Raw genomic sequence first — 23747 nt, 5'->3', positions numbered from 1 at the left:
CGGCACCGCCGGCCGGAGCGGTGGATCAGACGTTCCAGACGCCGGTGGCGGCGGCGTCCCTGGCGAAGTCGGCGAAGTCACGGGGCTTACGGCCCAGGACCTCCTCCACACCGTGCACCAGGTGGGCGTTGCGGCCGTCGAGGGTCAGGGCGAACAGCTCGACGAAGTCCTCCGGAAGGTCGTTCTCCTTCAGGAAGGCGCGGTACTCGTCGCTGGTGACCGAGATGTACTTGATCTCGCGGCCGGTGGCCTTGGACAGCTCGTCGGCCACGTCCTGGTAGGTGAGCAGCCGGGGACCCGACAGCTCGTAGGTCTTGCCGATGTGCTGGGGGTCGCCCAGCACGGCGACGACCACGTCGGCGATGTCGTCGGCGTCCACGAAGGGCTCGACCGCGTGACCGGTCGGCAGCGCCAGCTCGCCGGCGAGGACGGGCTCCAGGAAGAAGCTCTCGTTGAAGTTCTGGGCGAACCAGCTCGACCGTACGACGGTCCAGTCGGCGCCGGACTCCTTCAGCTTCTCCTCGGCGACCTGCGCGTTCTCCTCACCGCGGCCGGAGAGCAGCACCAGGCGGCTCGCGCCGTGGGCGACGGCGACCTTGGAGAACTCACCGACGGACTCGGCGGCGCCGGGGAAGGCGAGGTCGGGGTAGTAGGTGACATAGACGGCTCCGACGCCCTCCAGCGCGCCCTCCCAGGTGGCCGGGTCCTCCCACACGAAGGGACGGTCGGCGTTGCGCGAACCGATCCGCACGGGAGCGCCCTGGGCGGCAAGGCGTTCGGCGACGCGGCGTCCGGTCTTGCCGGTGCCGCCGATGACGAGCGTCGTCTTCGTCTCTGTCTGGGCGTTCTGCGTGGTCTGAGTCATGAGTACAGTCAAGTCCATTCGCCTGAGACGCGACATAGCTGTGAAGCTCAGTTCCATACGTATGCGTCTACGCCCCGCTCCCTGAACCCGCCGACGGGCTCAGGAACTGCCCAGACCGCCGCAGACGTTGATCGCCTGGGCGGTGATCGACGCGGCGCTCTCCGTGGTGAGGTAGCCGACCAGACCGGCGACCTCCTCGGGCGTGGAGTAGCGGCCGAGCGGGATCTTCGCCTCGAACTGCTCCTGGACGAAGTCCTCGGTGGTGTTCCAGGCCGCCGCGTACCCCTGCCGGACCTGCTCGGCCATCGGGGTCTCCACATAGCCGGGGCAGACCGCGTTCACGGTGACACCGACGGGCGCCAGCTCCTTGCCGAGCGCCCGGGTGAAGCCGACGACACCGTGCTTGGAGGCGGAGTAGGGGGCGCCCATCAGAACGCCCTGCTTCCCGGCCGTCGAGGCGATGTTGATGATCCGGCCATGACCGGCCTCCACGAGACCGCCGTGCAGCAGGACCTCACGGGTCAGCAGGAACACACCGTTGAGGTTGGTGTCGATGATGTCGTACCAGAGCTCGTCGGCGATCTCGGCCGTGGGCCCTCCGCCGCCCCGGCCGGCGTTGTTCACCAGGATGTTGACCGGGCCGAACTGGGCGACGACGGTGGCCACCAGGGCGGAGACCGACGCCCGGTCCCGTACGTCGGCCACCGTGCCCTCCACCTCGAACCCCTCCGCGCGCAGATCCTCGACGGTCTGCTTGACCTCCTGGCCGGTTCGCGCGCAGATGAACACACGGTGGCCGCGCCCGGCGAGTTCCCGCGCGACCCCCAGACCGATTCCCCGCGTCGCACCCGTGATCAGTGCCACCGGGTTTCTCGGCGCCCTCATCCTATTTCCCCGGCACTCAGCGGGTCCCGAACCTGAATCTCCACGGTTTCCCTCCGTACCTCGTCGAATCTCCATCGAACCGAAACTCTCCGACGCGAAGTACGGTAGCCGTGCCGAGCCTTTGGTTCTTGAATTCTTGAGTACCCGTCTAGTACGGCTCCAAGACCGGCGAACGGAATGCCATTTCCACCGTCCCGAATGGCACCGGCGGAACGGAGAAGGGCGTTCGGGAATGGATCCGCGGAAACGACGGGCGGAAAAGAGAATGAAATCCCGCCCGTACGGGCGGGCCCGGAACGGCCCGAACCGAACCGGAACGGAAGCGGAAGCGGAAGCGGAAGCGGAACGGAATGCGGTGCGCCCGTACGGTCAGCTCACCCGGACGAGGGGCTCGCGGGAATTCTCCACGGGCGCCGCCGCCTCCGGCCCCGCCATCAGGATCGAGCGCTGGAGCCGGCGCAGCCCGGCGGACGGTTCGAGACCCAGCTCCCGCACGAGCGTGCCGCGCAGCCGGTGGTACACGTTCAGCGCCTCGCCGCGACGGCCGGAGCGGTGCAGCGCGAGCATGAACTGGCCGTGCAGATTCTCGTGGGTGCGGTAGCGGCTGACGAGCACGGTCAGCTCCGCGAGCAGCTCACGATGGCGGCCCAGCCGGAGATCGGCCTCGATGCGCTGGTCGAGCGCGCAGAGCCGGCTCTCCTCCAGCCGCTTGATCTCCATGTCGAGCTGGGCGCCGCCGTGCACATCGGCGAAGGCGGGGCCGCTCCACAGCGCGAGCGCCTCCCGCAACTGGCGGGCCGCGCCCGCGTAGTCGCCCGCGTCCATCGCCCGGTAGCCGAGACCGGCGAGCCGGTCGAACTCCCGGACGTCACTGGTGCCGCCACCGCTGTCGAGGCGGTATCCGCCGGGGAGGGTGACCAGTACGTCCTTGGCGGTGCGCGCAATGCCCTCCGCGCCCTCCGCGCCCTCCTGGGCTCCGTGCTTGAGCGCGGCGGCGATCAGGGACCGCAGTTGGAGCACATAGGTCTGGAGGGTGGTCCTGGCGCTGCGCGGGGGCTCCCCCGCCCACAGCTCCTCGATCAACGCGGTCACCGGCACCACCTGGTCGGCGTGGAGCGACAGTAAAGCGAGCACCTGCCGGGGCTTCGGGGCCGTCGGCGTGATCGATCTCCCGTTCTCCCGCACAGCCAATGCGCCCAGTACGTCGATGTCCACGCGTCTCCCCAATCCCTGCAGGTGAAGTCAGTACCGTTCGAGGCCGCTCACGGGGTGATTACTGCGGATGGATTCAAAAACAGGACAGACGGTTTGTCAATACCAAACCGTACAGACTGTTTTTTGTTAACGCTCCGTACATCAGCGTCACCGTCAGGTCACCGAACGGTCGGGATACGGGCGGGACACGGGCAGCGTACTCCCGTCAAACGGGCTCCTCGACACCCACCTCATCAGTCCCGTTCGAATGGCAGGAACCGCAGGTCACCAGGGTACCGATGGCCTGGCGCGGGGCCATCGCGGGTAGCATCAGCTCCCAGAACCGGGTTAGCGTACGCCGCGAGATCCACTCCCTGTCGTCCCTGGCACCCAGCACCTCGAAACCGACCGTTGCCGCCATCAGGGCGCTCGCCACATCGTCCGGCGCCACCCCGTCCGCCAGCCCGCCGTCGGACGCCACCCGCTCGAGTTCGCCCTCGACCCAGCGCCGCCACTCGCGCCGCAGATTGATTCCGCGGGGGCGCGAGATGTCCCCGCTCAGCTCGAAGCCCGCCCGTACGATGACATCGTCGTCGAGGCTGCGCATCAGTGTGTGGGTGGCGTCGACGAGGAGCTGGAGGCCCACCGCGCCGGCGAGCCGGCAACGCTCGGTGATCAGCCGCACCTCCTGCGCCGCCTCCTCCTCGACCGCCCTGGCCAGGGCCTCCTTGCTGACGAAGTGGAAGTGCAGCGCGCCGTTGCTCACCCCGGCCCTGCGACTGATCATCGTGAGCGACGCAGGAACGTATCCCTCGTCCGCGAACACCTCCGCGGCGGCCCGGATCAACAACCGTCGCGTACGGGCGGCGCGCTCCTGCTTGACCATCAACGGCTCCAGATGTCGGGAGGACCGGAAGCGATGCGCGGTGTGCGTAGCGACATTAACAAACCGTCGGCGCGGTTTGTACAAGCTTTACGCCACTCCAACTGTCCGGAAACGCCACCGTTCGGTATGGCTCAAGAACCGCTTGAGCCGCCCTGGAGAACGGCTGGAGAGCGCCTGGAGAGCGGCTTGATCGAATGAACCCGGACACGGGCACGTCCGTGCGTCCGCGCCGGCCGAACGGGGAGGACCGGGAGACCCTTCGGTCACGGCCCGTCATCACTCGGCGACGGGCTCGGCCCCCGTCCCGTCCGCGAACCTGCGGGCCGCCTCCACGCGGGCCCCGCGGTCGTGCGCCACGTCGAGCCCGAGCAGCAGACGCGGCATCACCATGCTGGGCAGCAGGTGCTCCCACATCACCGAGACCCTGCGCTCCACGTCCCGGCGGTCCGCCACCACACGCGAGTAGACATGGATTCCCGTCCAGGCGCCGACGACCAGTTCGGCCGTCTCCCGGGGTTTGACGTACGGGAGCAGCTCCCCCCGCTCCTTCGCCTGGACCAGCAGGTCCTCGCTGAGATACGACCACACGGGAAAGGGGCTGACATCGGAGAAGTCGACCGATCCCTGCTCCACGGCCAGCCGGGTGCCGGCCCTGAGGATCATGTCGTGCAGGGAGCGGTGGGCGACGACCATCGTGACGTCGATCAGTTCCTGGACCTTGGAGTCCGTCGGCCCGGTGACCAGATTCCTGGTCTGATCGCTCAGCACGCCCCGCGCCAGGTCCTCCTTGGACGGGAAATGGAAGTAGAGGGCACCCTTGGTCACCTCGGAGCGTGCGAGAATCTCCGAGATCGTGGCCGCGTCGTAGCCGTACTGGTCGAAGACCGAGGCCGCGGCCTCCAGAATGGCGGCGCGCGTTTTGATCGCACGCTGTTGCTGCGCCATGCGGGTGGCTCCCGTCGTGCAGTTCCAGGGGTCCTCGTGACGCCCTGAGGTGGCTCCCCCGCCGGTCCCGGTCAAGCCTACCGACTAAACCGGGTGGTCTGTATATTCCCCGGCTCCGGGAGCGCTCCGCGGCTTCCGTCCAGCGTCCGTGCTCCACGGGAGACCCCATGTCAGAAATGACCGTCCGAATGGACAGCGCCTCACGTACGGAAAGACCGGTGGCGCCGACCGGAACCAGCGCCCCCGGTCCGTCGGCGCCCCGGTTGACCACCACGGTGCCGAGAGAGTACGTGCACCGTGCCGCGCTGGCGGAGGTCCTGCTCACCGGCTGGCGCAGGATCGACGAGGCGCGCTTCTCGGTGACGGGACAGTGGCCACGGCTGCACCCCTTCTTCAGCGCGGTCGACGGGCTTCACGATCCACTGCTCGCCGCGGAAACAATCCGCCAGGTCGGTTCTCTACTGGCGCACGCCGAGTTCGGTACCCCGCTGGGACACCACTTCCTGCTGCGGGATCTGTCCCTCACCGTCGAGCCCCGGCATCTCGCGATCGGCGGTGTCCCGGCCTGTCTGGACCTCGAAGTCTTCTGTCCGCAGATCCGCAGACGCGGCGGTGAACTCTCGGGTCTGCGCTACGAGGCGGTCGTCCGCCGCGACGGGCGGACCGTCGCCACCGGCGGTGCCTCCTTCGTCTGCGCCGCGCCCGCCGTCTACCGCCGGCTGCGCGGCGAACGCGCCTCCCGCTCCGACGTTCGGCGGCCGCCCCTGACAGCGCCCGTACCGCCGGGCAGCGTCGGCCGGTCCACCGCGTACGACGTGGTGCTCTCCCCGACCGCTGAGGAGCGGGTCTGGCTGCTGCGGGTCGACACCGGGCATCCGGTGCTCTTCGACCACCCCGTCGATCACATCCCGGGCATGGTCCTGCTCGAAGCCGCCCGTCAGGCTGCCAACTCGGTGCTGCGGGGCGGCGCCCGCGTACTGACCGGCTTCACCGCCGAGTTCCCGCGCTTCGCGGAGCTGGACGCGGAGTGCCGGATCGGGATACGCCCGCTGCCGGAGCGGTTCCACGGGATGTCGTCGGTCCTGGTGACCGGAAGCCAGGAGGACGAACCGGTCTTCAGCTGTGTGGTGAGCGCTCCCCCGCCCGGCGCCCCGGCACCGGGCCCGCACACGTCCGGCCCGCACACGTCCGGCCGCTGAACGCCCGGGGCGGGCCCCGGCCCGCACCGGTACGTTCCCGGCCCGGCCCCGGGTCCCCGGCCTCCGGGCCTCCTGTCTCCTGTCTCCTGTCTCCTGGGATCCTGTCCCGCGGCTTCCGCTCAGAGCACGGTGAAGCCGCCGTCCACCGGCAGAACCACCCCGGTGACGAAGGAGGCCCGGTCGCTGCAGAGCCAGGCCGCCGCCTCCGCCACCTCCTCCGGCTCCGGTGTACGCGGCTGCGGGGTCGACCGGTGGAGCAGCTTCTCCGCCTCGGGGTGTCTGCTGAACCACTCCTGGACGACCTCGCTGCCCGCTATGCCGGGGGCGATGGCGTTGATCCGTATCCCCTGGGCCCCGTACTCCGCCGCGGCGGCCCTGGTCAGTCCGATCACCGCGTGCTTCGCCGCGATGAAGGCCGCGGAGACGGGGGTGGCCACCAGTCCGGCGACACTGCTGTTGTTGACGACAGAGCCCCCGCCGCCGCGGAGCATGGCCGGGACCTGGTGACTCAGTCCGTTCCACACTCCTCGGACATTGGTGTCCATGATCTCGTCGTACTCGTCCTGCCCCGTGAGGTGCAGTGGTGTCTGATGGGCCCCCACCCCCGCGTTGTTGAAGGCCACGTCCAGTCCGCCGAAGCACTCCACCGCCGTCTCGACCGCACGGGCCATATCGCTGGAGCTGGCCACATCGCCCACCACGTACTCGGCTCTTCCGCCCGCACGGCGCACATCCTCGGCGACGGCGGCGAGCCGCTCCTCCCGGCGCGCCATCAGCACCACCGAGGCCCCTTCGCGCGCGAACACATGAGCGGCGCACGCGCCCACGCCACTGCTCGCTCCCGTGATGAGGGCGGACTTGCCGGTCAGCATCTGTGAGTTGGTCGACATGGCCGGAGTGTGCCAGGGGGCGGCCCGGCGTGAAGCGCTCTTGGGGTTTTTCCAAGCTGAACAACCGATTAATAGGCCTGTCCAGGGCCGATGTCCGAACCCGGCCCGGATCCAGTGCTGTTGGCGGCGTGTTCCTCGACCACGGTGAGATAGGCGGAGGCCCGTGACTCGGCGGCGGGACGCAGAGCCGGCGGCACCCTCCGCAGGGCCCGCCGCCGGGAGCCGCGGGTGAGCAGATCGGCGGAGAGCGGGGTGCGCGGTGAGCGCAGAAAGGCGCGTGCCCGCCGCCGCGACCGGTGCCGCAGTGTGAGATAGAAGCCCACCGCGATCAGGAAGTTGACCGCCGTCTTGAGGACGACGCCGCCGACCGAGCCGAGCAGGGGCGCGTCGAAGAACCAGTGCATGGCCATGGCGGTCAGCAGACACAGCACGGCCGGCGCGATCCGCCGGCGCGCGGGCCGGGCGTCGTGGGCGAGCAGGAAGCCGATCCCGGCTCCGGCCACCCCGGTCATCGCCCAGTGCGAGCCGAGACCCGTCAGCACGACCCGGGTGGCGAAGGACTGGGCGACGTCGACACCGCCGTTGACCCCGCCGCTGTCGAGGATGGAGTTCATGGCGTACGTCCAGTTCTCCACCACCTGGAAGCCGAGACCGGTGAACGCGCCGAGGAAGAATCCGTCGAGCGGACCGCGGACCAACTGCCGGGCGCCCAGGGCGATCAGCGCCACACCGGAGAGTTTGAGGAGTTCCTCGTTGAGCGGCGCGGTGAGGGCCGCGGCCCACCGGGAGCCGAAGTCGATGCCGGCGGTCTTGAACCAGATGCCCTGGAGACCGGTGTTGGCCACGATGGCACAGCCGGTCGCCGCGGTGGCGCCCCAGACGACCCCGCTCCAGGCCCAGGCGCGCGGCGCCGCGCGGAAGGGCCGTACCCGCTGGAGGACCGCCGCCCCGATCCCCACCGTGATCACGAGCAGCACGAAGGCGAGCAGCGCGGAGGCGGGAAAGACCCGGACGACCGCGCCGAAGTCGAGGACGATCAGGGCGGCGCCGAGGAGACAGAGAACGGCGCAGAGCCAGCCCACCGGCCGCCGTCGCAGTGATCCGCGCACCGAGGCGTACGCCGACGACGGCGCGGCCGTGGTCATGATGCCTCCCGTGGAAAGCCGACGCTGCGGGCCACCGCGGTGGCGTCGGCCACCGTGCCCGGCGCGGTGCCCGACCGGGCCAGTACGGTGATCTCCACGGCGTAGTCCTCACTCGGCGGCACCCAGACGGTGGCGGTACCGACGCGCCCCGGCCGTGTGAGCGGCCCGGTCAGACCGCGCGCGCCCGCCGCGCTGGTGACGGGCCGCGGGCCGCCCAGCCGGGCGGCGCCGTCCGCGACGGACACGACCTTGCGCAGCCCCGTCCAGAGCTGCCCGGCGTCACCGCGGCCCGAGGAGAGGTCGACATATCCGGCGACCAGGTCGACACCGTCCCGGGACAGCGCGTACGAGGAGCCCGGATCGCTGCGCGACTTGCTCAGCTCCCAGCCCGCGCCCGCCACCCGCAGCAGGGCCACGTTGTCACCCGGCCCCAGCTCCAGCACCGCGCCGGGCGGCACGGGCTCGCCGTCGGCGATGGCACGGTCGATCAGCGGCCAGCCCGCCGTGAGGGCGGCCATGACGAGCAGGACCGCGAGGACGGCCCAGTGGCGGGGTCGGGCAAGCCGGCGGGGCCGGCTCCGGGTGACCGCTGCGGTATCCATACGGCGGACGGCCTAGACGTCGTGGCGCAGCGGGGTGAGCTGCTCGATGTCGTACCGCACCCGGAGCTCGGCGATCGCCACCGGGTCGGGGGTGCCGCCCTCCTTGAGGATGTCGAGCAGTTCCTCGAAGTACCGCTCGTGGTCGGACGGCGGGGAGGACTGGAAGAACATCTTGGCGTCCCGGCCGGTCCGGTTGGCGAACGCGTGGGGGCAGCCGGGCGGTACGACGACGACCGTGCCGGGTGTGGCCCGTACGGACCGCAGCCCCGACGCGGACTCCCAGTGCCGCCAGTCCTCGCTCAGCACGCGCGGCTCGAAGGCCAGCACGTCCAGCTCGCCGTCGAGGATGTAGAAGAGCTCCTCGCTGCGGGTGTGCCGATGGGCGCCGACGTCGAAGCCGGGCGGCACGACGACCTCGAAGGTGGAGGAGACCCGTGAGTGCTCCCCGGTGACCTTGAAGGTCACCTGCTGGGCCGCGGTGTGGATGACGGTCCCCCCGCCCGGGGGGACGATCAGCCCCTCGGCCTTCGTCAGCTCGGTCATGCGGTGCTCCAGGACGGTGGGGTGCGGTGGGGAGCCGGTCACGGGCGTCAGCTCACCGGTTCGGTCGCGGGCGAGGGATGGGCGCTGCGGCCCCGGGTTCCGAAGACATGCCGTTCCGCCATGTCGGACGCGGGTCCGGCTCCGCCGGTGGTCCACCGGCCCAGGGCCATCTCGGCGGTGATACCGGGCCCGAAGCCGGCGATGATGCCCCGCTCGCCGGAGGCCCGTCCGCCCTCGTCGAAGAGTCTTCGCACCGCGTCGAGGACGACGGCGCTGGCGATGTTCCCGTACTCGGTGAGGGTGCCCCGGCTGAACCGGAACGCCTCGGGCGCCACGTCCAGGAAGTGGCTCAGGTCGTCCAGGATGCGCGGGCCGCCCGCGTGGATGATGTAGAAGTCGAGGCCGGTGGCATCCCAGCCGTGCTGTTCGGCGATCGTCCGCAGGGCGGGGGCCAGCGGCTCCATGGTGGTGGGCACACGTTTGTCCAGCAGGAAGTGGAATCCGGTGGCCCGGACGCTGTAGGCGATCCAGTCGGTGGTGTCGGGCACCAGGTGCGAGCCGTTGCGCTCCAGCGCGATACCGGTGCCGCCCTCACCCCGTACGACGGCCGCGGCGACCGCGTCCCCGAACAGTCCGTTGGAGAGCAGCGAGCCGACGCCGAGGTCGGTGGGCTGGTAGCAGAGCGAGCAGAACTCGCAGGCGACGATGAGCACATTGGCTCCGGGGTACGCCCGGCAGAAGTCATGTGCCCGGTTGATGGCCGCGCCGCCCGCCGCACACCCCAGTTGGGCGATGGGGAGCTGCCTGGTGTGCTGGGGGAAGTCCATGGTGTTGATGAGCCAGGCCGTGAGCGACGGCATCATGAACCCCGTGCACGAGACATAGACGATGAGGTCGATGTCGGCGGGGCGCAGCCGCGCGTGGTCGAGGGCGGTATCGATCACCGCGGGCACACGGGCCTTCGCCTCTGTCTCGTACAGCATGTTCCGGTGCTCGAAGCCGGGGTGCCGGATGGTCTCCTCGATGGGCTGGACGATATGGCGTTTGGCCACCCCGGTGTTCTGGATCAGTCTCAGCGCCAGGGGCAGTTGCGGATGGTCCGAGTGCAGGGAACGTGCGAGAGCGAGTGTGTCTTCCATGGTGATCACGTGCTCGGGAACCGAGACGGCGGGTTTGCACAGGGTCGCCACGAGCGCTCTCCTTCATTGGGGTTCGCAGTGAACTGCGGCCCACACTCACGGGTGGTCCAGCGCCACGCAACCCGGGACAAGCAGGGGAGAGGGCGTGCGGGGGCGGCCGTGAAGGAAGGACCGGCGCGGGATACGAAGCACCGTCCGGGTTGCGCGTACCGGCTACGGAACGTAGGGAAGGAGCGGGCCGATTGGGCCATTCAGGGGGCTCCGGCTCCCTGGCCACCGGTCGGCCGGCGCCGGAGGTGAGGGACCTCGGCCGCCGGTCGCGGGGAAGGCCGGCCGCCCGATCCGGTCCGCCTGCGGGAGGCGCCGGCGGCAGGCAGCGCCGTCCGCCCGGAGGGCGGGCCCGCGCCCGCCGCGAAGCGGCTGATGTCACCGCGGTGCGTGCGATCGCAAGGCGGCGTGCGTGCCGGGCGGCGCGGGCCAGGCGGGACTTTCGAACACGCCCCCGTGGCATCCGTCGGCCGGACCGACTTCGGGACAAGCAAACCGACTGTCCTGTATTCGACGGGAACGATGGTGGTCGCTGTCGGAATGCAGGAGGTATCGGCCATCTCCGGAGGCGTGAGTCCACGAGTCTCCGTGTCCGTCCCCAATTGTTATGGCGTACAGGATATATTCCACATCCGGTTGAGCACTATAGTACGGGGTGGGCGGTTTGTTTTCGGACGCCGATGTCCGCTTGCCGGTCCGTGGAGAGGCATTTCATGGCAACACAGGAGCGCGCCATCAGGACGCGCACGGCGATCCTGGAGGCGGCCGGAGCGGTCTTCGACGAGTACGGGTACGCGTCGACCACGCTCACGATGGTTCTTCAGCGGGCCCGCGTCACCAAGGGCGCTCTCTATTTCCACTTCCAGTCCAAGGAGGCGCTCGCGCAGGCCGTTCTGGACGAGCAGGTGCAGCTCGGGGCCGTTCCGCCGCAGGCCTGCAAATTACAGGAAGTCATCGACATCACCTTCGCCGTCGCCCACCGGCTCCTGGAGAACGCTCTGCTCAGGGGAAGTGTCCGGCTGACGGTGGATCAGGGTGCCCCGCCCGGTGTCGATCACAGCGGCCCCTTCCGCCAGTGGCCCGAGCACCTGATTGTGCTGATGGAACAGGCCCGTGAGCAGGGCGAGTTGCTGCCCAATGTGCAGCCGCGGGACACGGTGGAGCTGCTGGTGGGCGCGTTCGCAGGGATCCAGCTCATGTCCCGTGCGCTCACCCAGCGCGAGGATCTCGGGCGCCGGGTCTCCCTGTTGTGGGGTCATATACTGCCGAGCATCGCGGTGCCCGGACTGATGCCCAGTATCGACACCGCGCCCGACCGAGGGGCGCGTGTGACGGCGGCGGACCTCGCGGGCTGACCGGATGATCCTGCTCACCGGAGTCACCGGCACCGTGGGGCGGTTGGTGGCGGAACGTTTTCACACCCTTCCCCCGGCCGCCCCCGAGGAACCCGTCCGGCTGCTGGCACGCGATCCCCGCCGTATCGCCGCACTCGCCGGTCCCCAAACGGAGGTCGTGGGCGGCGACTTCGCCGACCCGGCCAGTCTGGCCGTTGCGTTGAAAGGGGTCAGGACCGCGCTGCTGGTGACGGCCGACCCGCTCTCCCCCGCCCATGACGAGCATTTCGTCACGGCGGCCCGGTCGGCGGGCGTACGGCATCTCGTCAAGCTCTCCGCGCAGGCGGTGGCGGAACCGGACGCGACGGATCTGATCACGCGGTGGCAGCGGGACAGCGAGGACCTCATCCGCGCCTCGGGCCTCGGGTGGACCTTCCTGCGGCCCCGGGCCTTCATGTCCAACACCCTCGGCTGGGCGCGCTCCATCCGGGACGAGGGCGTGGTGCGGGGGATGAACGGCACCTCGCCGAACGCCACCGTCGATCCCCGGGACATCGCGGACGCGGCCGTACTGTCCCTCACCGGCACCGGCACCGGAACGGGCGCAGGCACGGGCGCAGGCAGCGGCTCCGGTCGTACGGGCCGGGCCTACGCCCTGACCGGTCCGGCCGCGATCAGCCCCGTACAGCAGGTCGCCGTGCTGTCCGAGGTGCTCGGACGTCCACTGAGGTTTGTGGAGGTGACACGGGACCAGGCGTACGAGGCGCTGCGCGCCCGGTATCCGGTCCCGGTGGCGGACGCGCTGATGGAGGGCGCCGTACGGCAGCGGTCCGGCGCCAAGGCCCGGGTGGAACCGACGGTGGAGACACTCCTCGGCCGGCCCGCCGGTACGTACCGCTCCTGGGCGGCGGACCATCTCCGGGCCTTCCGTCCCGTCTGACGGGTCGCGGGGGTCCCCCGGGGTCGCGCAGGCCGCGCGGCACGAAGCCGGGCCCCCGCCCGTCCTCATTACCTCCGACGTAATCGACCCCTTCGCGGACAGGCGGCATCGTTGCGGTCACCGGGACTCGGGCGGCGCACTCCGGCCGAGCCCCGGCCCCACCTCCGGTGGGCACGGCACACACACGGCGCCGCACACAACCCTCCATGGAGGCTGATCACCATGTCCGCACACCGTTACGAGACCGCTGTCACCCGCTACTTCGAGGCATGGAACGCCACCTCCGCCGAGGAGCGGGCCAAGGCCGTCGCCGCCGCGTGGAGCGAGAACGGCCGCTACACCGACCCGCTGGCGGAGGTCACCGGCCATGAGTCGCTCGCGGCCGTCATCGCGGGAGCGCGGGAGCAGTTCCCCGGGTTCACCTTCACACTGACCGGCGAGGTGGACGGGCATCACGACACCGCCCGGTTCCGCTGGGAGCTGGTCTCCGCCGCCGACGGCTCGGCGCCCGTCGCGGGCTCCGATGTGATCACCCTCGCCGAGGACGGCCGGATCGCCGGCGTCTACGGCTTCCTGGACCGGCTGCCCACCGCGGCCTGAAGCGGCGGCGGACGGGGCCGGTCCGTACGGCCCCGTCGGCGTCTCTTCGGTACGGTCCCGGGCGCGCCCCGGGACCGTACTCCGGGCCTCCCCCGGGGGGGTATCCGGGACGGACCCCGGGGGCCGTACGCCCGACGGGCCCCGGGACCGTATCGCGGAAAGGCTTGTGGGAGCGCTCCCGCGACGGGCAGCATGTCTGGTATGTCATCGCTGTCCGCCTCACCGCCCCCCGCCACCGTCCGCGCCTACCGCCCCGACGACTCCCCCGCGCTGTACGACATCTGCGTACGCACCGCCCATGAGGGCGGGGACTCCCGGCATCTCTATCCGGATCCGGAGCTGCTGCCGAGCATCTTCGCCGCGCCCTACGCCGCCCTGGAGCCGGAGCTGGCCTTCGTGCTCGATGACGGCCGGGGCCGGGCCGTCGGCTACGTTCTCGGCACCGCCGACACCCCCGCCTTCGTGAAGGCGTTCCGGGATGTCTGGCTGCCGTCCCTGGCCGGCCGCTATCCGGAACCAGCCGGTCCGGTCCGTACTCCGACCGACGAGATGACCGGCCTGCTGCACCGGCCCGAGCGGATGGTCCTGCCCGAGCTGACCGGTTATCCCGCCCATCTGCATATCGATCTCCTGCCCAGCCACCAGGGGCAGGGGCACGGCCGCGCCCTGATGCACACGTTCCTCCGCGCCCTGCACCGGAAGGGAGTGGCCGCGGTCCATCTCTCGATGGTCACCGCCAACACGGGTGCCCGCGCGTTCTACGACCGTCTCGGCTTCCATGAGATCGCCGTACCGGACCCCGGTCCCCTGACCTATCTCGGACGCCCGACGGCGGTTGAATAGCCGTACTCGTCCGCCGGCCCCTCCCCCCTCTCCGCCCGGTCCGCGGGGGGCGGGCGACGTCCGGTGTGCCGTCGTGCGAGTCTGTCTCCTGTCCGCCGACGACCAGCCGACACGAGGAGAGAACATGGGCGAGCGCACCACCGGTACGGAGTCGTGCCTTGGCTTCACCGACTGGAGCTGGCTCAATCCGCCCGCCCACTGGGCCCCGTACGACGACGCCCTGGATGTCACCACGGCCCAGGACACGGACTTCTGGGTGACCACCCACTACGGCTTCGTGCGGGACACGGGACACGCCCTGCTGCGGCCGGTGCCCGGGAACTTCGTCCTGCGTGCCACGTTCACGGGGGACTACCGCGAACAGTACGACCAGGCGGGGCTGTTGCTCCGGGCCGACGAGAAGAACTGGATCAAGACGGGTATCGAGTACGTCGACGGGCGGCAGCAGCTCAGCGCCGTCGTCACCCGCGAGGTGTCCGACTGGAACGTCGTACCGCTCGCCCATCTCACCGACAGCCCGGCGCCCGTGACGGTCGAGATGCGGCGCGAGGGCGACACCGTCACGATCCACTACGGCATCAACGGCTCCCCCGCGACCATGCTGCGGCTCGCCTACTTTCCCCCGGACGTGGCCGCGCAGGCGGGACCGATGTGTGCCTCCCCCGACGGCAAGGGCTTCACGGCCCGGTTCACATCGCTGAGCTTCGACGCGCTCTCCCCGGCCAGCGAGTAGGTCCTGTCCGGCCGGACAGGACCTACGGCCGAATCCTGCCACGGCACACACACGGCCGGGACCCCGCTCGGGGCCCCGGCCGTGTGCCGATGCGCGCGTACAAACGCGGAGTTGACCGGGACGGCCCGGTTCAGCTCCTCGTTCCGGGAAGACCCTAGCCCTTCGGCGGTGCGGGCAGGTCGTGCGCGGTGAACCCGCCCTTCAGGGTGCCGGGCGGGGCCTGGCTGACACGGACCTCACCGGAGCCGGTGCGGTAGAAGTAGGCCCAGGTGGAGCCCGCCGCGCCGGTGTAGGTGAAGGCCGTGGGGTCGGTGGCCGACTGCTCGGTACCGGCCTGCTGCCAGGCGCGCCACGTACCGAAGGAGCCCTGGACCTCCTCGCGGGTGTGGTGGACCGTGCCGTCCTCGCCCCGCGCGACGACCGCGGTGTAGCCGGTGGCCGGGTCGATGACGGCGGAGGGGGCGCCGGTCGCGGTGAGGTCGCCGACCTGGGTCCATGCGGCGGGGAAGGCCGCGCCTTCGGCGGACTGGACCAGGGAGACGATCTTGCCGTTCGCGCTCCGGGCGAAGACACCGAGCCGGTATCCGGGGTAGACCACCACGGACGGGGTGTGGGTGATCTTCCGGTCGCCGAGCCCGGTCCAGGAGCCGACCGCGCCGTCCCTGAAGGTCGCGGTACGGATCTGACCCGTTGTGTCGGTGCCGAAGAGCTGAATGCCGTCGCGGACGGTCACCGCCGTCAGCGGCCCCGAGAAGCCCTCGCCGCCGAGCCGGATCCAGCCCATGAAGTCGACGTTGGGCCGCTGCTGGGCGCGGTACCACGGCTTTCCGTCGGCATCGACGGCGAACTGGACCAGCACGTCGTCGGAGGTGGTCGCGGTGACCGGATGCTCCTTCATCGCGCCGGCCAGATTGATCCACGTACTCCATCCGGCGGTGCTCGCGTTGTGACGGCGCCACCAGGTCTCGCCGTTGACGCGCTGGACGGTCAGGGCCACCTTGCCGTCGGGCTGCTCGGCGAGCTGCGGCCTCCCGGAGAAGGTCTCGGTCTCCGGGCTCACCGTCCACTGGACGCCGGCGAAGTCGGCCGGGTCGGTCTGCCGGCCGTTGACGAGACGGCCGTTGCCGTCGGTGTAGGCGTACTCGATCTCACCGGTGGACGCCTGCATGACGCTGCCCGGACCGGCGGGGTCTATGCCGATCCTGGGCGACTCGGGCGTGTAGTCGGCCCGGAGACGGCAGGAGTCCGGGGCGCCGGACACGCTGGTGTAGCCGGCCCAGTGGCTGCCGGAACCGATGAGCGCGTTGTAGCTGACGAACGTGCCGGCCGGCTCGTGGTAACGGTAGTGACGCACCTCGCCGTTGGCCTTGACCCGCATGATCACATCACCGCCGAAGGAGGTGATCGCCTTGGAGTCCCGCCAGTCGGCCGTGCTCACCGTGACCTGGCGCTGGAGCCAGCGCTGGCTCTCGAAGTCGTAACGGGAGCGCAGCAGATGACCGGTCGCCGAGTCTATCCCGTACACCACCCCGTCGTCCGTGGCGACGATGTGGCTGAACCGGCCCCAGCCCGAGTCGACCTTCTTGTTGCCGTCGGGGTTCCAGCTGTCCGTGCCCGTGGAGTACTGCACCCACCGCACATCACCGCCACCGTCGATGTGCCAGATATGGCCGCCGCGGTCGACACTGATCTTGTTACGGTTCTCCGGCAGACCGTACGACGCCAGCCCGGTGTTGATCAGCCGGTGGTGGATGTCCCACTGACCGGTGGAGCTGACGCGGTGACTGACGTACATCCCCTCCGTCTTGATCCCGTAGAACGTCGCGGCGTTGCCCGCCAGCACACGGGGATACTGGTTCCAGCCGGTGTCGATGGTGGATGCCTCGGGAACGGCGGACGTGCCGCCCGCCGGGTCGGTCACATCGCGGCGCAGCAGGCTCCCGGCCGTGGTGACGGAGTAGAGGACACCGCTGGGAGTGCAGGTCGGCCCGACGTTGGCGTTGATCCAGGTGAGCGCCTTGTCGATACGGGTGCCGATGGCGCCGGTGCGGGTCTCGGCCTCGGCGCCAAGGCAACCGCCCTGCCAGGAACGGCTGTTGATACCGACGAGCTGCACCGATCCGCCGGCCTCACGGAAGGCGGGACCTCCGGTGTCGCCCTTGCAGACCGCGGCGCCGTTCTTGCCGGTGATGGTGACCTCGGTGGCGCTCGCCGTGTCCACGGCGAAGGTCCCGGTGTGCAGGCGCAGCGGGGCCCATTCGTCCTTGGTACGGCCGTATCCGGCGACCCGTAGCTCCTCCCCCGCTACGGGTGCGGTCGCGCTGAGGGCGACCGGGGTGATGCCGGTGACAGGGCTGGCGAGCTTCGCGAGCACCAGGTCCTGGTCGGGGTGGGGAACGAGGTCGACGACGTCGCGTACCTGTCCGGTCGTGGTGGTCAGATCGGTGCGGCCGATGGTGGCGGTCGTCCTGAGCGCGGGCGCGCCCGCGGGCACATCGAGGCTCACGGCCGGGTCGGCGGCGAAGCAGCTCGCGGCGGTGAGCAGCCAGTCCGAGAACACCAGCGTGCCGGAGCAGGCCCGTTGGCCGTTTCCGATGTCGAGCCGCGCGGTGAAGGCATAGGTGTTGTCGGACGCGGAGGTGCCGGCGACCGCTTGGGCGGGGGTGGCGGACACCATCATGGGGACGGCGATCAGAGCCGCGGCGAACGCGGCGAACGCGGAGAAGCGGGCGTTACGGGGTCTGGGCATGACCATTTCCTTGGGGCGCGATCGAGTGGACCCGGCGGCCAGGAAGCTCCGGTCCATGAGAGGTCGAATTCGGGCGCTGTATATGGGTACGGAGAGCCATTGCGTCAGCCGGTGACACGAATCTCGACCAGGACGGAGCGGGCGCCACCGACGGTGCCTTCACCGACCGGTTCGAAGCCGTCCTTGGGTACCGCCACCGTGGTGGTCTCGCCATTGGCGGTCAGGTCCGCGCTGATGGGGTGGTCCGCTGTCTCCAGGGCGAATACCCGGGGAAGTTCCAGCGTGAGAAAACCGGTTGTGGTGGTGGCCCGGAAACAGTAGGTGCCGTCCCGGCCCGCCGATTCGTCCTCGACGGTCAGCACCCTGATCTGGTTCGCCGTCTGGCCGCACTCGGCCAGCACGATGTGGCCGTCACCCTTCTTCAAAAGGATGCCCTTGTCGGCGAGAATTCGCTCAGCGTTCGGATAGTTGTAATCTTCGACCGCGAACGAGGGACTGTCCGCGGCTGCGCCGCTGGTGGGAGCCGAGGACGGAGCGCCCCCGGCGAAGGCGAGGGTGGACACCCCCGCCACGGAGACGAGAGTGCCGATGAGACCGGCGAACAGACGCCGGCGAACACGAGATATCACCGAGAGGGTCCTTTCCGGGCGGTGCGCGAAGACACCAAAGCCCCAGACCCTTGTCTCCCCCGGAACCCGGCCCCCCTCGCACCGCTGATTGTCAGTCAGTTCACAGTGCCGATGAAGAATAGCCCAGCACCCTCATCCTGAGATGTGCCGCGCATCACATGATGAACCCTTGGAGGTCGCATGTGAACAGGTTTATGCGCAAGGCGAATTGAGGCTCTTTGGCTGGCTTCGGCTGAGTCTCCCGATGACACCGCATCACCGTCGCTTATGACCCGCGGCACCGACGTTCGGCGGCCTGACGGGAGTTGCCGTGAAATGAGATGGGTGTCTTGTGAAGCGAGGAATCCACGGCCGGGATATGCGGGACCGCGATGCGGAGCCGGAGAGGGAGACGGAGCGGGAGCGGCTGGTGGCCGAGGCCGCCGTGCCCGGGACCGGCCTCACGGACAGCGCCCGCACCGGTCCGAGGCCCTCTGGCACGAGCCGCCGTCGGACGCTTTCCTGGGTGGGTCCCCCTTTCACTCCCGACCTCTTCGCGTTCCCTCCCTCCGTTCGCGCTCTCTCCCCCCGCTCGCGTTCCCTCCCCCGCTGCCGCTGTCCGTCCGGCGGCCTCCGACCGCCGAGGAGCCCCGCCATGACGACCGTTCCCGTACCCGTACCCGGTCCCCGCCGACTGCCGCTGCTGGGGAATCTCCCGGCCTTCTCCCGTGATCCGCTCGCCTTCTTCACCCGGCTGCGGGATCGCGGGGATCTCGTCGAGTGGCGGCTCGGGCCGCAGCGCGCCCTGTTCCTCTCCCGCCCCGAGGACATCGGGGAGCTGCTCACCGGTATCGAGACCGAGTACCGCCACCCCGAACTCGGCTGGGCGTTCAAGCTCGTTCTCGGCGAGGGCGTCGTCACCTCGGAGGGACCCGCCTGGCGCCGTAAGCGCGCCCTGGTCCAGCCCGCCGTACGACCGCGCCAGGTGCGCGGATACGCGGAGACGATGGCGGACTGCGCGGCCACGCTGGCGGACACCTGGCGGCCCGGCCAACGCCTCGACGTACGGGGCGAGATGCTGGGCCTCACCCAGCGCATCGCCGTACGGACGCTCTTCGGAGCCGACACCGCCGGCCGCGAGAGCATGATCGGGCCCGCGATGGATGTCGCCCAGCGCGCGATCGGCGACGAGTTCCGTGGGATCACCCTGTTCCTGCCGCCCTGGATCCCGACCCCGGGGCGGCGGCGGCTCAAGCGCGCCGTGACCGTCATCGACCGCGAGGTGGCCCGGGTGACGGAGCTGCGCCGGCGCGGGCACGAGGACCGGGACGATCTGCTGAGCCGGCTTCTCGCGGCCAGGGACGAGCAGGACCGGCCGCTCACCGACAAGGAGATACGCGACGAGGCGGTCACCCTCTATATCGGGGGCCATGAGACCACCGGCACCACACTCACCTGGGCCTGGTACCTGCTCTCCCGCAGCCCCGGGGCCAGGGCCCGGCTCACCCGCGAACTGGACGACGTGCTCGGCGGCCGGCCCCCCGGCCACGACGATCTCAAACAGCTTCCCTGGACCGAGCAGATCGTCAAGGAGACCCTGCGGCTCTACCCTCCGGTCTGGCTGATGACCGGGATCGCCAAGGCGGATTCGACGCTGGCCGGGCGCCCGGTGGCGGAGGGCACGGTCCTGTGGTCCAGCCAGTGGAGCGCGCACCGGGACGCGCGCTGGTTCCCCCGTCCCGACGACTTCCGTCCCGAACGCTGGGGCCCCGACGCGGCCGAGGCCGTGCCGGATCACGCGTGGTTCCCCTTCGGCGGCGGCTCGCGCGCCTGTCTCGGGGCCAGGTTCGCGATGGTGGAGGCGGTGCTCGTACTGGCCACCCTCGCGCAGCGCTTCCATGTCGAGATCGACCCGGGCGACATCCCGCCGAGGACGGGCCTCACACTCCAGCCGTCGCGTCCCGTGCAGGCCACCCTCCGCCCCGCGGCGGGCTGACGCCCGCACCCGCGTCAGGGGTGCTCACCGGATCACGCCGCGGGCACGGCGACGGTCACGGGCGCCGCCGCGAGCGCTCCCACAGCCGTCGCGGTGACCCGGATCTCGGCCCGCCGTGTCACACCGCCGACCGTCACCGCGAGCGTGACCGTACCCGGCCGCAGTGCGGTCAGTGTGCCCGTCGCCGGGTCGAAGACCGCCGTATGGCGGGGCCGGGCGCCGTCGCGGTCGCCGATACGGAGATTCGGGGACCCGGTCCAGTCCGCGCTCAGCGGGAAGCCGGCCGGGATCCGCCGGGCCCCTTGGACGACGGTCGCCGGGACCTCGGCGCTGTGACGGGGGCTCAGCACGGCCGGCGCGTCCAGTTCCAGCGCGTCCACGTGCGCGCGGGTCTGTACGGAGACCCAGTCGGGGCCGCCCTCCCACGGTCTCGCCCGCGCCGCCGACCGCTCACGGTGGGAAATCCGGTCCACACCGACGAGCGACCAGCCGGTGAAGCCGCCCTCGTCCACCGGCGCGGCGGGCGCCTTCCCCGAGTTGCCGTTGATCAGATACGGCACGCCGTTCACCCGCGAGGCGTGGAAGACCCCGACATGGCTTCCGATGAGTCCAGCGCCCTTGCCGGTCGTACGGCGGAACTCCGTGAGCCACCGCTCGATCAGGGCCGCCTCCTTGCGGTCGCTCAGCTCACTGGCCCGCTGGACCGTCGGATCGCGCGGCGGTACATGCTCGATCAGCATCACCGAGCGGACCCGGCTGTCCTTCGCCGCCGCGTCCAACTGCTCGCGTACGGCCCTGATCTGGGCGAAGCCGCCGCCGCGCAGCGTCAGACTCGATGTGTCGAGGGTGAGGAAGCGGGTGCCCTCGTGGTCGAAGACCCGCTGGGCGGGGCCGAACCGGTCGGTGAAGTCCTCGATGGAGCCGCCCATCACCTCGTGGTTGCCCGGAACGTAGTACCAGGGCACCGCGTCGCCCAGTTCCTCCGTCAGGACGGTACGGGCGAAGTCGAGATCCGCGGGCGAGCCCTCGTCGACGAGATCGCCGTTGATCACCACGAAGTCCGGCCGCGCCGCCCTGATCTCACGCAGCGTACGACGGGCCTGGGCCACGATCGCGCTGTCCGGGGCGCGGGCGACGAACTGGGCGTCGGACATGACCGCGAACCGCCAGTCCCTGCCCTCCGTCCGCGCCGCCGGGCCGATCAGCGGATCGGCGGTGCGCGGCTGTTCGGGCAGATTCACGGTCGGCGGCACCTGCGCCGTCAGATCGTCGATCAGGATCTCGCCCGTGTACTGCTCGGTCGCGGCGGTCTCGGCGAGATAGAAGCGGTGGACGCTCAGCGGCATGGCCGCCCCGGCCGGTACGGCGAAGGTCACCTGCCGCCAGCCGGTCCAGGTGACATACGGTCCGCGCAGCAACTGGTCGGAGCCCGCGGCGTCCTTGAGATGCAGGGTGGGCCAGGCGCCCTTGCCGTCGCCCCTGATCCAGAGTCCGAAGGACTGCGGCTGGCCGGGCACCGCGATCCGCCGCGGCGGAGAGGCGTACGCGGCGCGGGTGGCGGTGGATCGGGTGAAGTCGTAGGAGAGGGTGAGCCCGGTACCGGTGTGCCCGTCGGGGGTGGCCGAGACCGAGCCGCTCGCGCGTGCCTGGCTGAAGGTCCAGGACGCGGCGTCGTCGAGGCCGGAGACCGGCTGCTCGTCGAGTCCGACGCTGACGGCGAGTGAGGTCGTGGCGCCGCCGACGCCCGCCGTGATCACTCCGGCGCCGCTGCCCTTGAGGGACCGCACGGTGAAGGAGCCCTGGCCGTCGTCGGTGACGGCGAACAGCGACCGGTCGTACTCCAGCGTGACGTCCCGGGGTTCGACGGGCGCGCTGGTGCCCTGGGCGTCGAGTCCGACGATGCCGAAGGTGCCCGTCGCGGCCGCGTCCGCGAGTCCGACGCGCCGGGTGGTGGGCTGGATACGGTCGAGCGTGCCGAGCACCGTCAGCTCCGTACCGCCCGTGGCGTGTCCGCGCTCCGCGCGTACCTCGGTGGTGCCGCCGCGGCGCGCGGTGAACACCCCCTGGGAGTCGACCCGCCCCACCGAGGGCCGTACGGCCCGCCAGCGCGGGGTGCCGGCCGCGGGGCCGTACGTCTCGTCGTACCCGGCGGCGGTGAGCCGGCGGGTCAGTCCGGGGAAGACGCGCTCGGGGTGGCCGCCCCTGACCGGGTCGACGGTCGGTGCCGCCCCGGCGGAGGTACGGGTCTCGACCCAGAAACCCGTGAGCCGGCCGCTGCCGTCCGGCGCGGTGAGCGCGAGACCGTTGGGCACCGTGCGCTCGCTGCCGTCCGAGGGGCTGTTCTCCACGCGCAGGTCGTCGCTGCCCGGCGTGCGGGCGACCAGGGTGGAGGAGCCGCCGCCGTCGAGGTTGAGCGCGTTGTACGCACCGGCCTGACGCATCATCAGGCCCAGCTCGGTGAGGGTGACTCCGCCGCTGTCGGCCTGCCGTCCGTCGACGGTGATCACCTGCATCGTGCCGCCGTCACGGGAGAATCCGACGGCCGTACGCGGAGCCGCGGTGTTGTTGCCCTCCCCCTCGTGGCCGACCGCCGTCCCGTCGGCGACCAGCAGTTCACGGCCGCCGACGGCGGTGCGCGGCACGGACCCGCTGTCGGCGCGCGGCCGGTACTCCAGCGTCACCGGGTCACCGGGCCGCAGCGCGGCGAGCGCCACGGCGCCCGCCTCCCGGCCCACCAGCACCGTGGTGCCCTCGGCGATCGGGCCGTTGCCGGGCACGCCGGACACGGAGACGACCTTTCCGTCCCGTACGGCGGCCTCGGCGACGGGGGCCGCCCGGTCCACGGTGAGACGGCGGTCGGCCTCGCCCCAGCCCGTGGTGTAGGCGCCGATACCGCCGGCGGGCACGTTCGCCGCGTTGTACGCCTCCAGCGCCCGCGGTCCCGACGGGAGTGTCACGGTGCCGTCGAAGTACAGCTTCAGGATCCGCCCGGCGTTCCCGGGGCCGATACCGACGGCCTGATGGGCCCCGGGCGCCGGGGACTGGACGACCTCGCCGTCCGAGAGACCGGGGCCCTGGGGCGCTCCCGTCTCGTTGATGTCGAAGAAGTCGGCGTTGACCGCGGCGACGGTACGGCGGCCCGGTCCGGCGTCGTGGCCGGCGGCGAGCTGGGAGACGGTACGGCGGTCGGAGACCTTGCCCGAGGAGAGATAGCCGGCCTGGACGCCGCTGCCGTCGAGATCGACGGAGAGCGCGTCGACACGCAGCCACTTGTCGGATTCGAGCCGGTCGTACGAGGTCAGCCTGATGCCGGGGGCGATCGGGCGTGAGACGCGCGCGGTCTCGATACCGTCGCCGTCGGCGATGGAGCTCGGGGCCGCCGTGGCGCCCGGTACGGCGGTGGCCGCGCTCGCGGGCGGCGGGGCGACGGGCCGCAGGATCTCCGCGGCGGTCCGGGGACGGGGGTCGGGGACGGAGTCGGCGAGGGACGGGGCTGCCGCCCCCGCCGTCAGAGCGGTCACCGCCGCGAACAGCACGGCGGACCGCCCGGCAAAGCCTGGGCCCACAACTTCTCCTGGAGGACGGTGGATACGCACTCGGCAA

20 protein-coding genes are annotated in these 23747 nt (G+C 70.8%); 7 read left to right on the top strand and 13 right to left on the bottom strand.

Annotated elements, in window-relative coordinates:
- Window positions 1-25 precede the first annotated feature (25 nt).
- The 5 genes from ACWGDX_RS22900 to ACWGDX_RS22880 all read right to left on the bottom strand — a co-directional run bounded on the left by ACWGDX_RS22900 (window position 26) and on the right by ACWGDX_RS22880 (window position 4775).
- On the bottom strand, window positions 26-865 hold the full coding sequence (locus tag ACWGDX_RS22900; RefSeq protein WP_453628265.1) for an NmrA family NAD(P)-binding protein: 840 nt from the start codon (window positions 863-865) through the stop codon (window positions 26-28).
- A gap of 99 nt (window positions 866-964) precedes the next feature.
- Window positions 965-1750: an SDR family NAD(P)-dependent oxidoreductase gene (locus ACWGDX_RS22895; protein ID WP_453628263.1), complete on the bottom strand. Its 786-nt coding sequence runs from the start codon at window positions 1748-1750 to the stop codon at window positions 965-967.
- 369 nt (window positions 1751-2119) lie between these two features.
- The gene (locus ACWGDX_RS22890) at window positions 2120-2965 is read right to left on the bottom strand and encodes an AfsR/SARP family transcriptional regulator (protein ID WP_453628261.1); all 846 of its coding nucleotides are present in this window, start codon (window positions 2963-2965) and stop codon (window positions 2120-2122) included.
- A gap of 205 nt (window positions 2966-3170) precedes the next feature.
- Entirely contained in the window at window positions 3171-3830 is a 660-nt protein-coding gene (locus ACWGDX_RS22885; RefSeq protein WP_453628259.1) for a ScbR family autoregulator-binding transcription factor, read from the bottom strand.
- Window positions 3831-4106: 276 nt separating this feature from the next.
- On the bottom strand, window positions 4107-4775 hold the full coding sequence (locus ACWGDX_RS22880; RefSeq protein WP_453628257.1) for a ScbR family autoregulator-binding transcription factor: 669 nt from the start codon (window positions 4773-4775) through the stop codon (window positions 4107-4109).
- A gap of 218 nt (window positions 4776-4993) precedes the next feature.
- On the opposite strand from ACWGDX_RS22880, the gene ACWGDX_RS22875 reads away from it, so the two are divergent.
- Window positions 4994-5974 carry a ScbA/BarX family gamma-butyrolactone biosynthesis protein gene (locus ACWGDX_RS22875; protein ID WP_453628256.1) on the top strand — a complete coding sequence of 327 codons (981 nt, stop codon included), beginning with the start codon at window positions 4994-4996 and terminating at the stop codon, window positions 5972-5974.
- A gap of 119 nt (window positions 5975-6093) precedes the next feature.
- Here ACWGDX_RS22875 and ACWGDX_RS22870 read toward each other — a convergent pair whose 3' ends face one another.
- The 5 genes from ACWGDX_RS22870 to ACWGDX_RS22850 all read right to left on the bottom strand — a co-directional run bounded on the left by ACWGDX_RS22870 (window position 6094) and on the right by ACWGDX_RS22850 (window position 10344).
- Entirely contained in the window at window positions 6094-6864 is a 771-nt protein-coding gene (locus tag ACWGDX_RS22870; RefSeq protein WP_453628254.1) for an SDR family NAD(P)-dependent oxidoreductase, read from the bottom strand.
- Between the two features lie 68 nt (window positions 6865-6932).
- Window positions 6933-8009 (bottom strand): PrsW family intramembrane metalloprotease, encoded by a 1077-nt coding sequence (locus ACWGDX_RS22865; protein WP_453628252.1) that lies wholly within the window; start codon window positions 8007-8009, stop codon window positions 6933-6935.
- Window positions 8006-8611: a hypothetical protein gene (locus ACWGDX_RS22860; protein ID WP_453628250.1), complete on the bottom strand. Its 606-nt coding sequence runs from the start codon at window positions 8609-8611 to the stop codon at window positions 8006-8008. Before ACWGDX_RS22860 ends, ACWGDX_RS22865 begins: the two co-directional genes overlap by 4 nt.
- Window positions 8612-8623: 12 nt before the next feature.
- A complete protein-coding gene (locus ACWGDX_RS22855) occupies window positions 8624-9154 on the bottom strand; it encodes a cupin domain-containing protein (RefSeq protein ID WP_363083894.1) in 531 nt (176 codons plus the stop codon).
- A gap of 47 nt (window positions 9155-9201) precedes the next feature.
- Window positions 9202-10344, bottom strand: a complete 1143-nt coding sequence (locus ACWGDX_RS22850; RefSeq protein WP_453628248.1) for a type III polyketide synthase — start codon at window positions 10342-10344, stop codon at window positions 9202-9204.
- 710 nt (window positions 10345-11054) lie between these two features.
- On the opposite strand from ACWGDX_RS22850, the gene ACWGDX_RS22845 reads away from it, so the two are divergent.
- The 5 genes from ACWGDX_RS22845 to ACWGDX_RS22825 all read left to right on the top strand — a co-directional run bounded on the left by ACWGDX_RS22845 (window position 11055) and on the right by ACWGDX_RS22825 (window position 14791).
- A complete protein-coding gene (locus tag ACWGDX_RS22845) occupies window positions 11055-11696 on the top strand; it encodes a ScbR family autoregulator-binding transcription factor (protein WP_453628246.1) in 642 nt (213 codons plus the stop codon).
- A gap of 4 nt (window positions 11697-11700) precedes the next feature.
- The gene (locus ACWGDX_RS22840) at window positions 11701-12615 is read left to right on the top strand and encodes an NAD(P)H-binding protein (protein ID WP_453628245.1); all 915 of its coding nucleotides are present in this window, start codon (window positions 11701-11703) and stop codon (window positions 12613-12615) included.
- Between the two features lie 222 nt (window positions 12616-12837).
- Entirely contained in the window at window positions 12838-13215 is a 378-nt protein-coding gene (locus tag ACWGDX_RS22835; RefSeq protein ID WP_453628243.1) for a nuclear transport factor 2 family protein, read from the top strand.
- A 201-nt stretch (window positions 13216-13416) separates the two neighbouring features.
- A complete protein-coding gene (locus ACWGDX_RS22830; RefSeq protein WP_453628241.1) occupies window positions 13417-14058 on the top strand; it encodes a GNAT family N-acetyltransferase in 642 nt (213 codons plus the stop codon).
- 124 nt (window positions 14059-14182) lie between these two features.
- Window positions 14183-14791, top strand: a complete 609-nt coding sequence (locus tag ACWGDX_RS22825) for a DUF1349 domain-containing protein (RefSeq protein ID WP_453628239.1) — start codon at window positions 14183-14185, stop codon at window positions 14789-14791.
- 154 nt (window positions 14792-14945) lie between these two features.
- Here ACWGDX_RS22825 and ACWGDX_RS22820 read toward each other — a convergent pair whose 3' ends face one another.
- Window positions 14946-17540 (bottom strand): tachylectin-related carbohydrate-binding protein, encoded by a 2595-nt coding sequence (locus ACWGDX_RS22820; RefSeq protein ID WP_453628237.1) that lies wholly within the window; start codon window positions 17538-17540, stop codon window positions 14946-14948.
- A 104-nt stretch (window positions 17541-17644) separates the two neighbouring features.
- Entirely contained in the window at window positions 17645-18169 is a 525-nt protein-coding gene (locus tag ACWGDX_RS22815) for a hypothetical protein (RefSeq protein WP_453628235.1), read from the bottom strand.
- 634 nt (window positions 18170-18803) lie between these two features.
- On the opposite strand from ACWGDX_RS22815, the gene ACWGDX_RS22810 reads away from it, so the two are divergent.
- On the top strand, window positions 18804-20144 hold the full coding sequence (locus ACWGDX_RS22810) for a cytochrome P450 (protein WP_453628234.1): 1341 nt from the start codon (window positions 18804-18806) through the stop codon (window positions 20142-20144).
- Between the two features lie 32 nt (window positions 20145-20176).
- Here the strand turns inward: ACWGDX_RS22810 and ACWGDX_RS22805 are convergent, their stop codons facing one another.
- Window positions 20177-23710 carry a phosphodiester glycosidase family protein gene (locus ACWGDX_RS22805; protein ID WP_453628232.1) on the bottom strand — a complete coding sequence of 1178 codons (3534 nt, stop codon included), beginning with the start codon at window positions 23708-23710 and terminating at the stop codon, window positions 20177-20179.
- Between the last annotated feature and the right edge of the window lie 37 nt (window positions 23711-23747).

This window comes from Streptomyces sp. NPDC055025 (assembly GCF_053608565.1).
The sequence above is the reverse complement of the archived record's forward strand: the minus strand, read 5'-3'. Positions and strand labels throughout refer to the sequence as shown.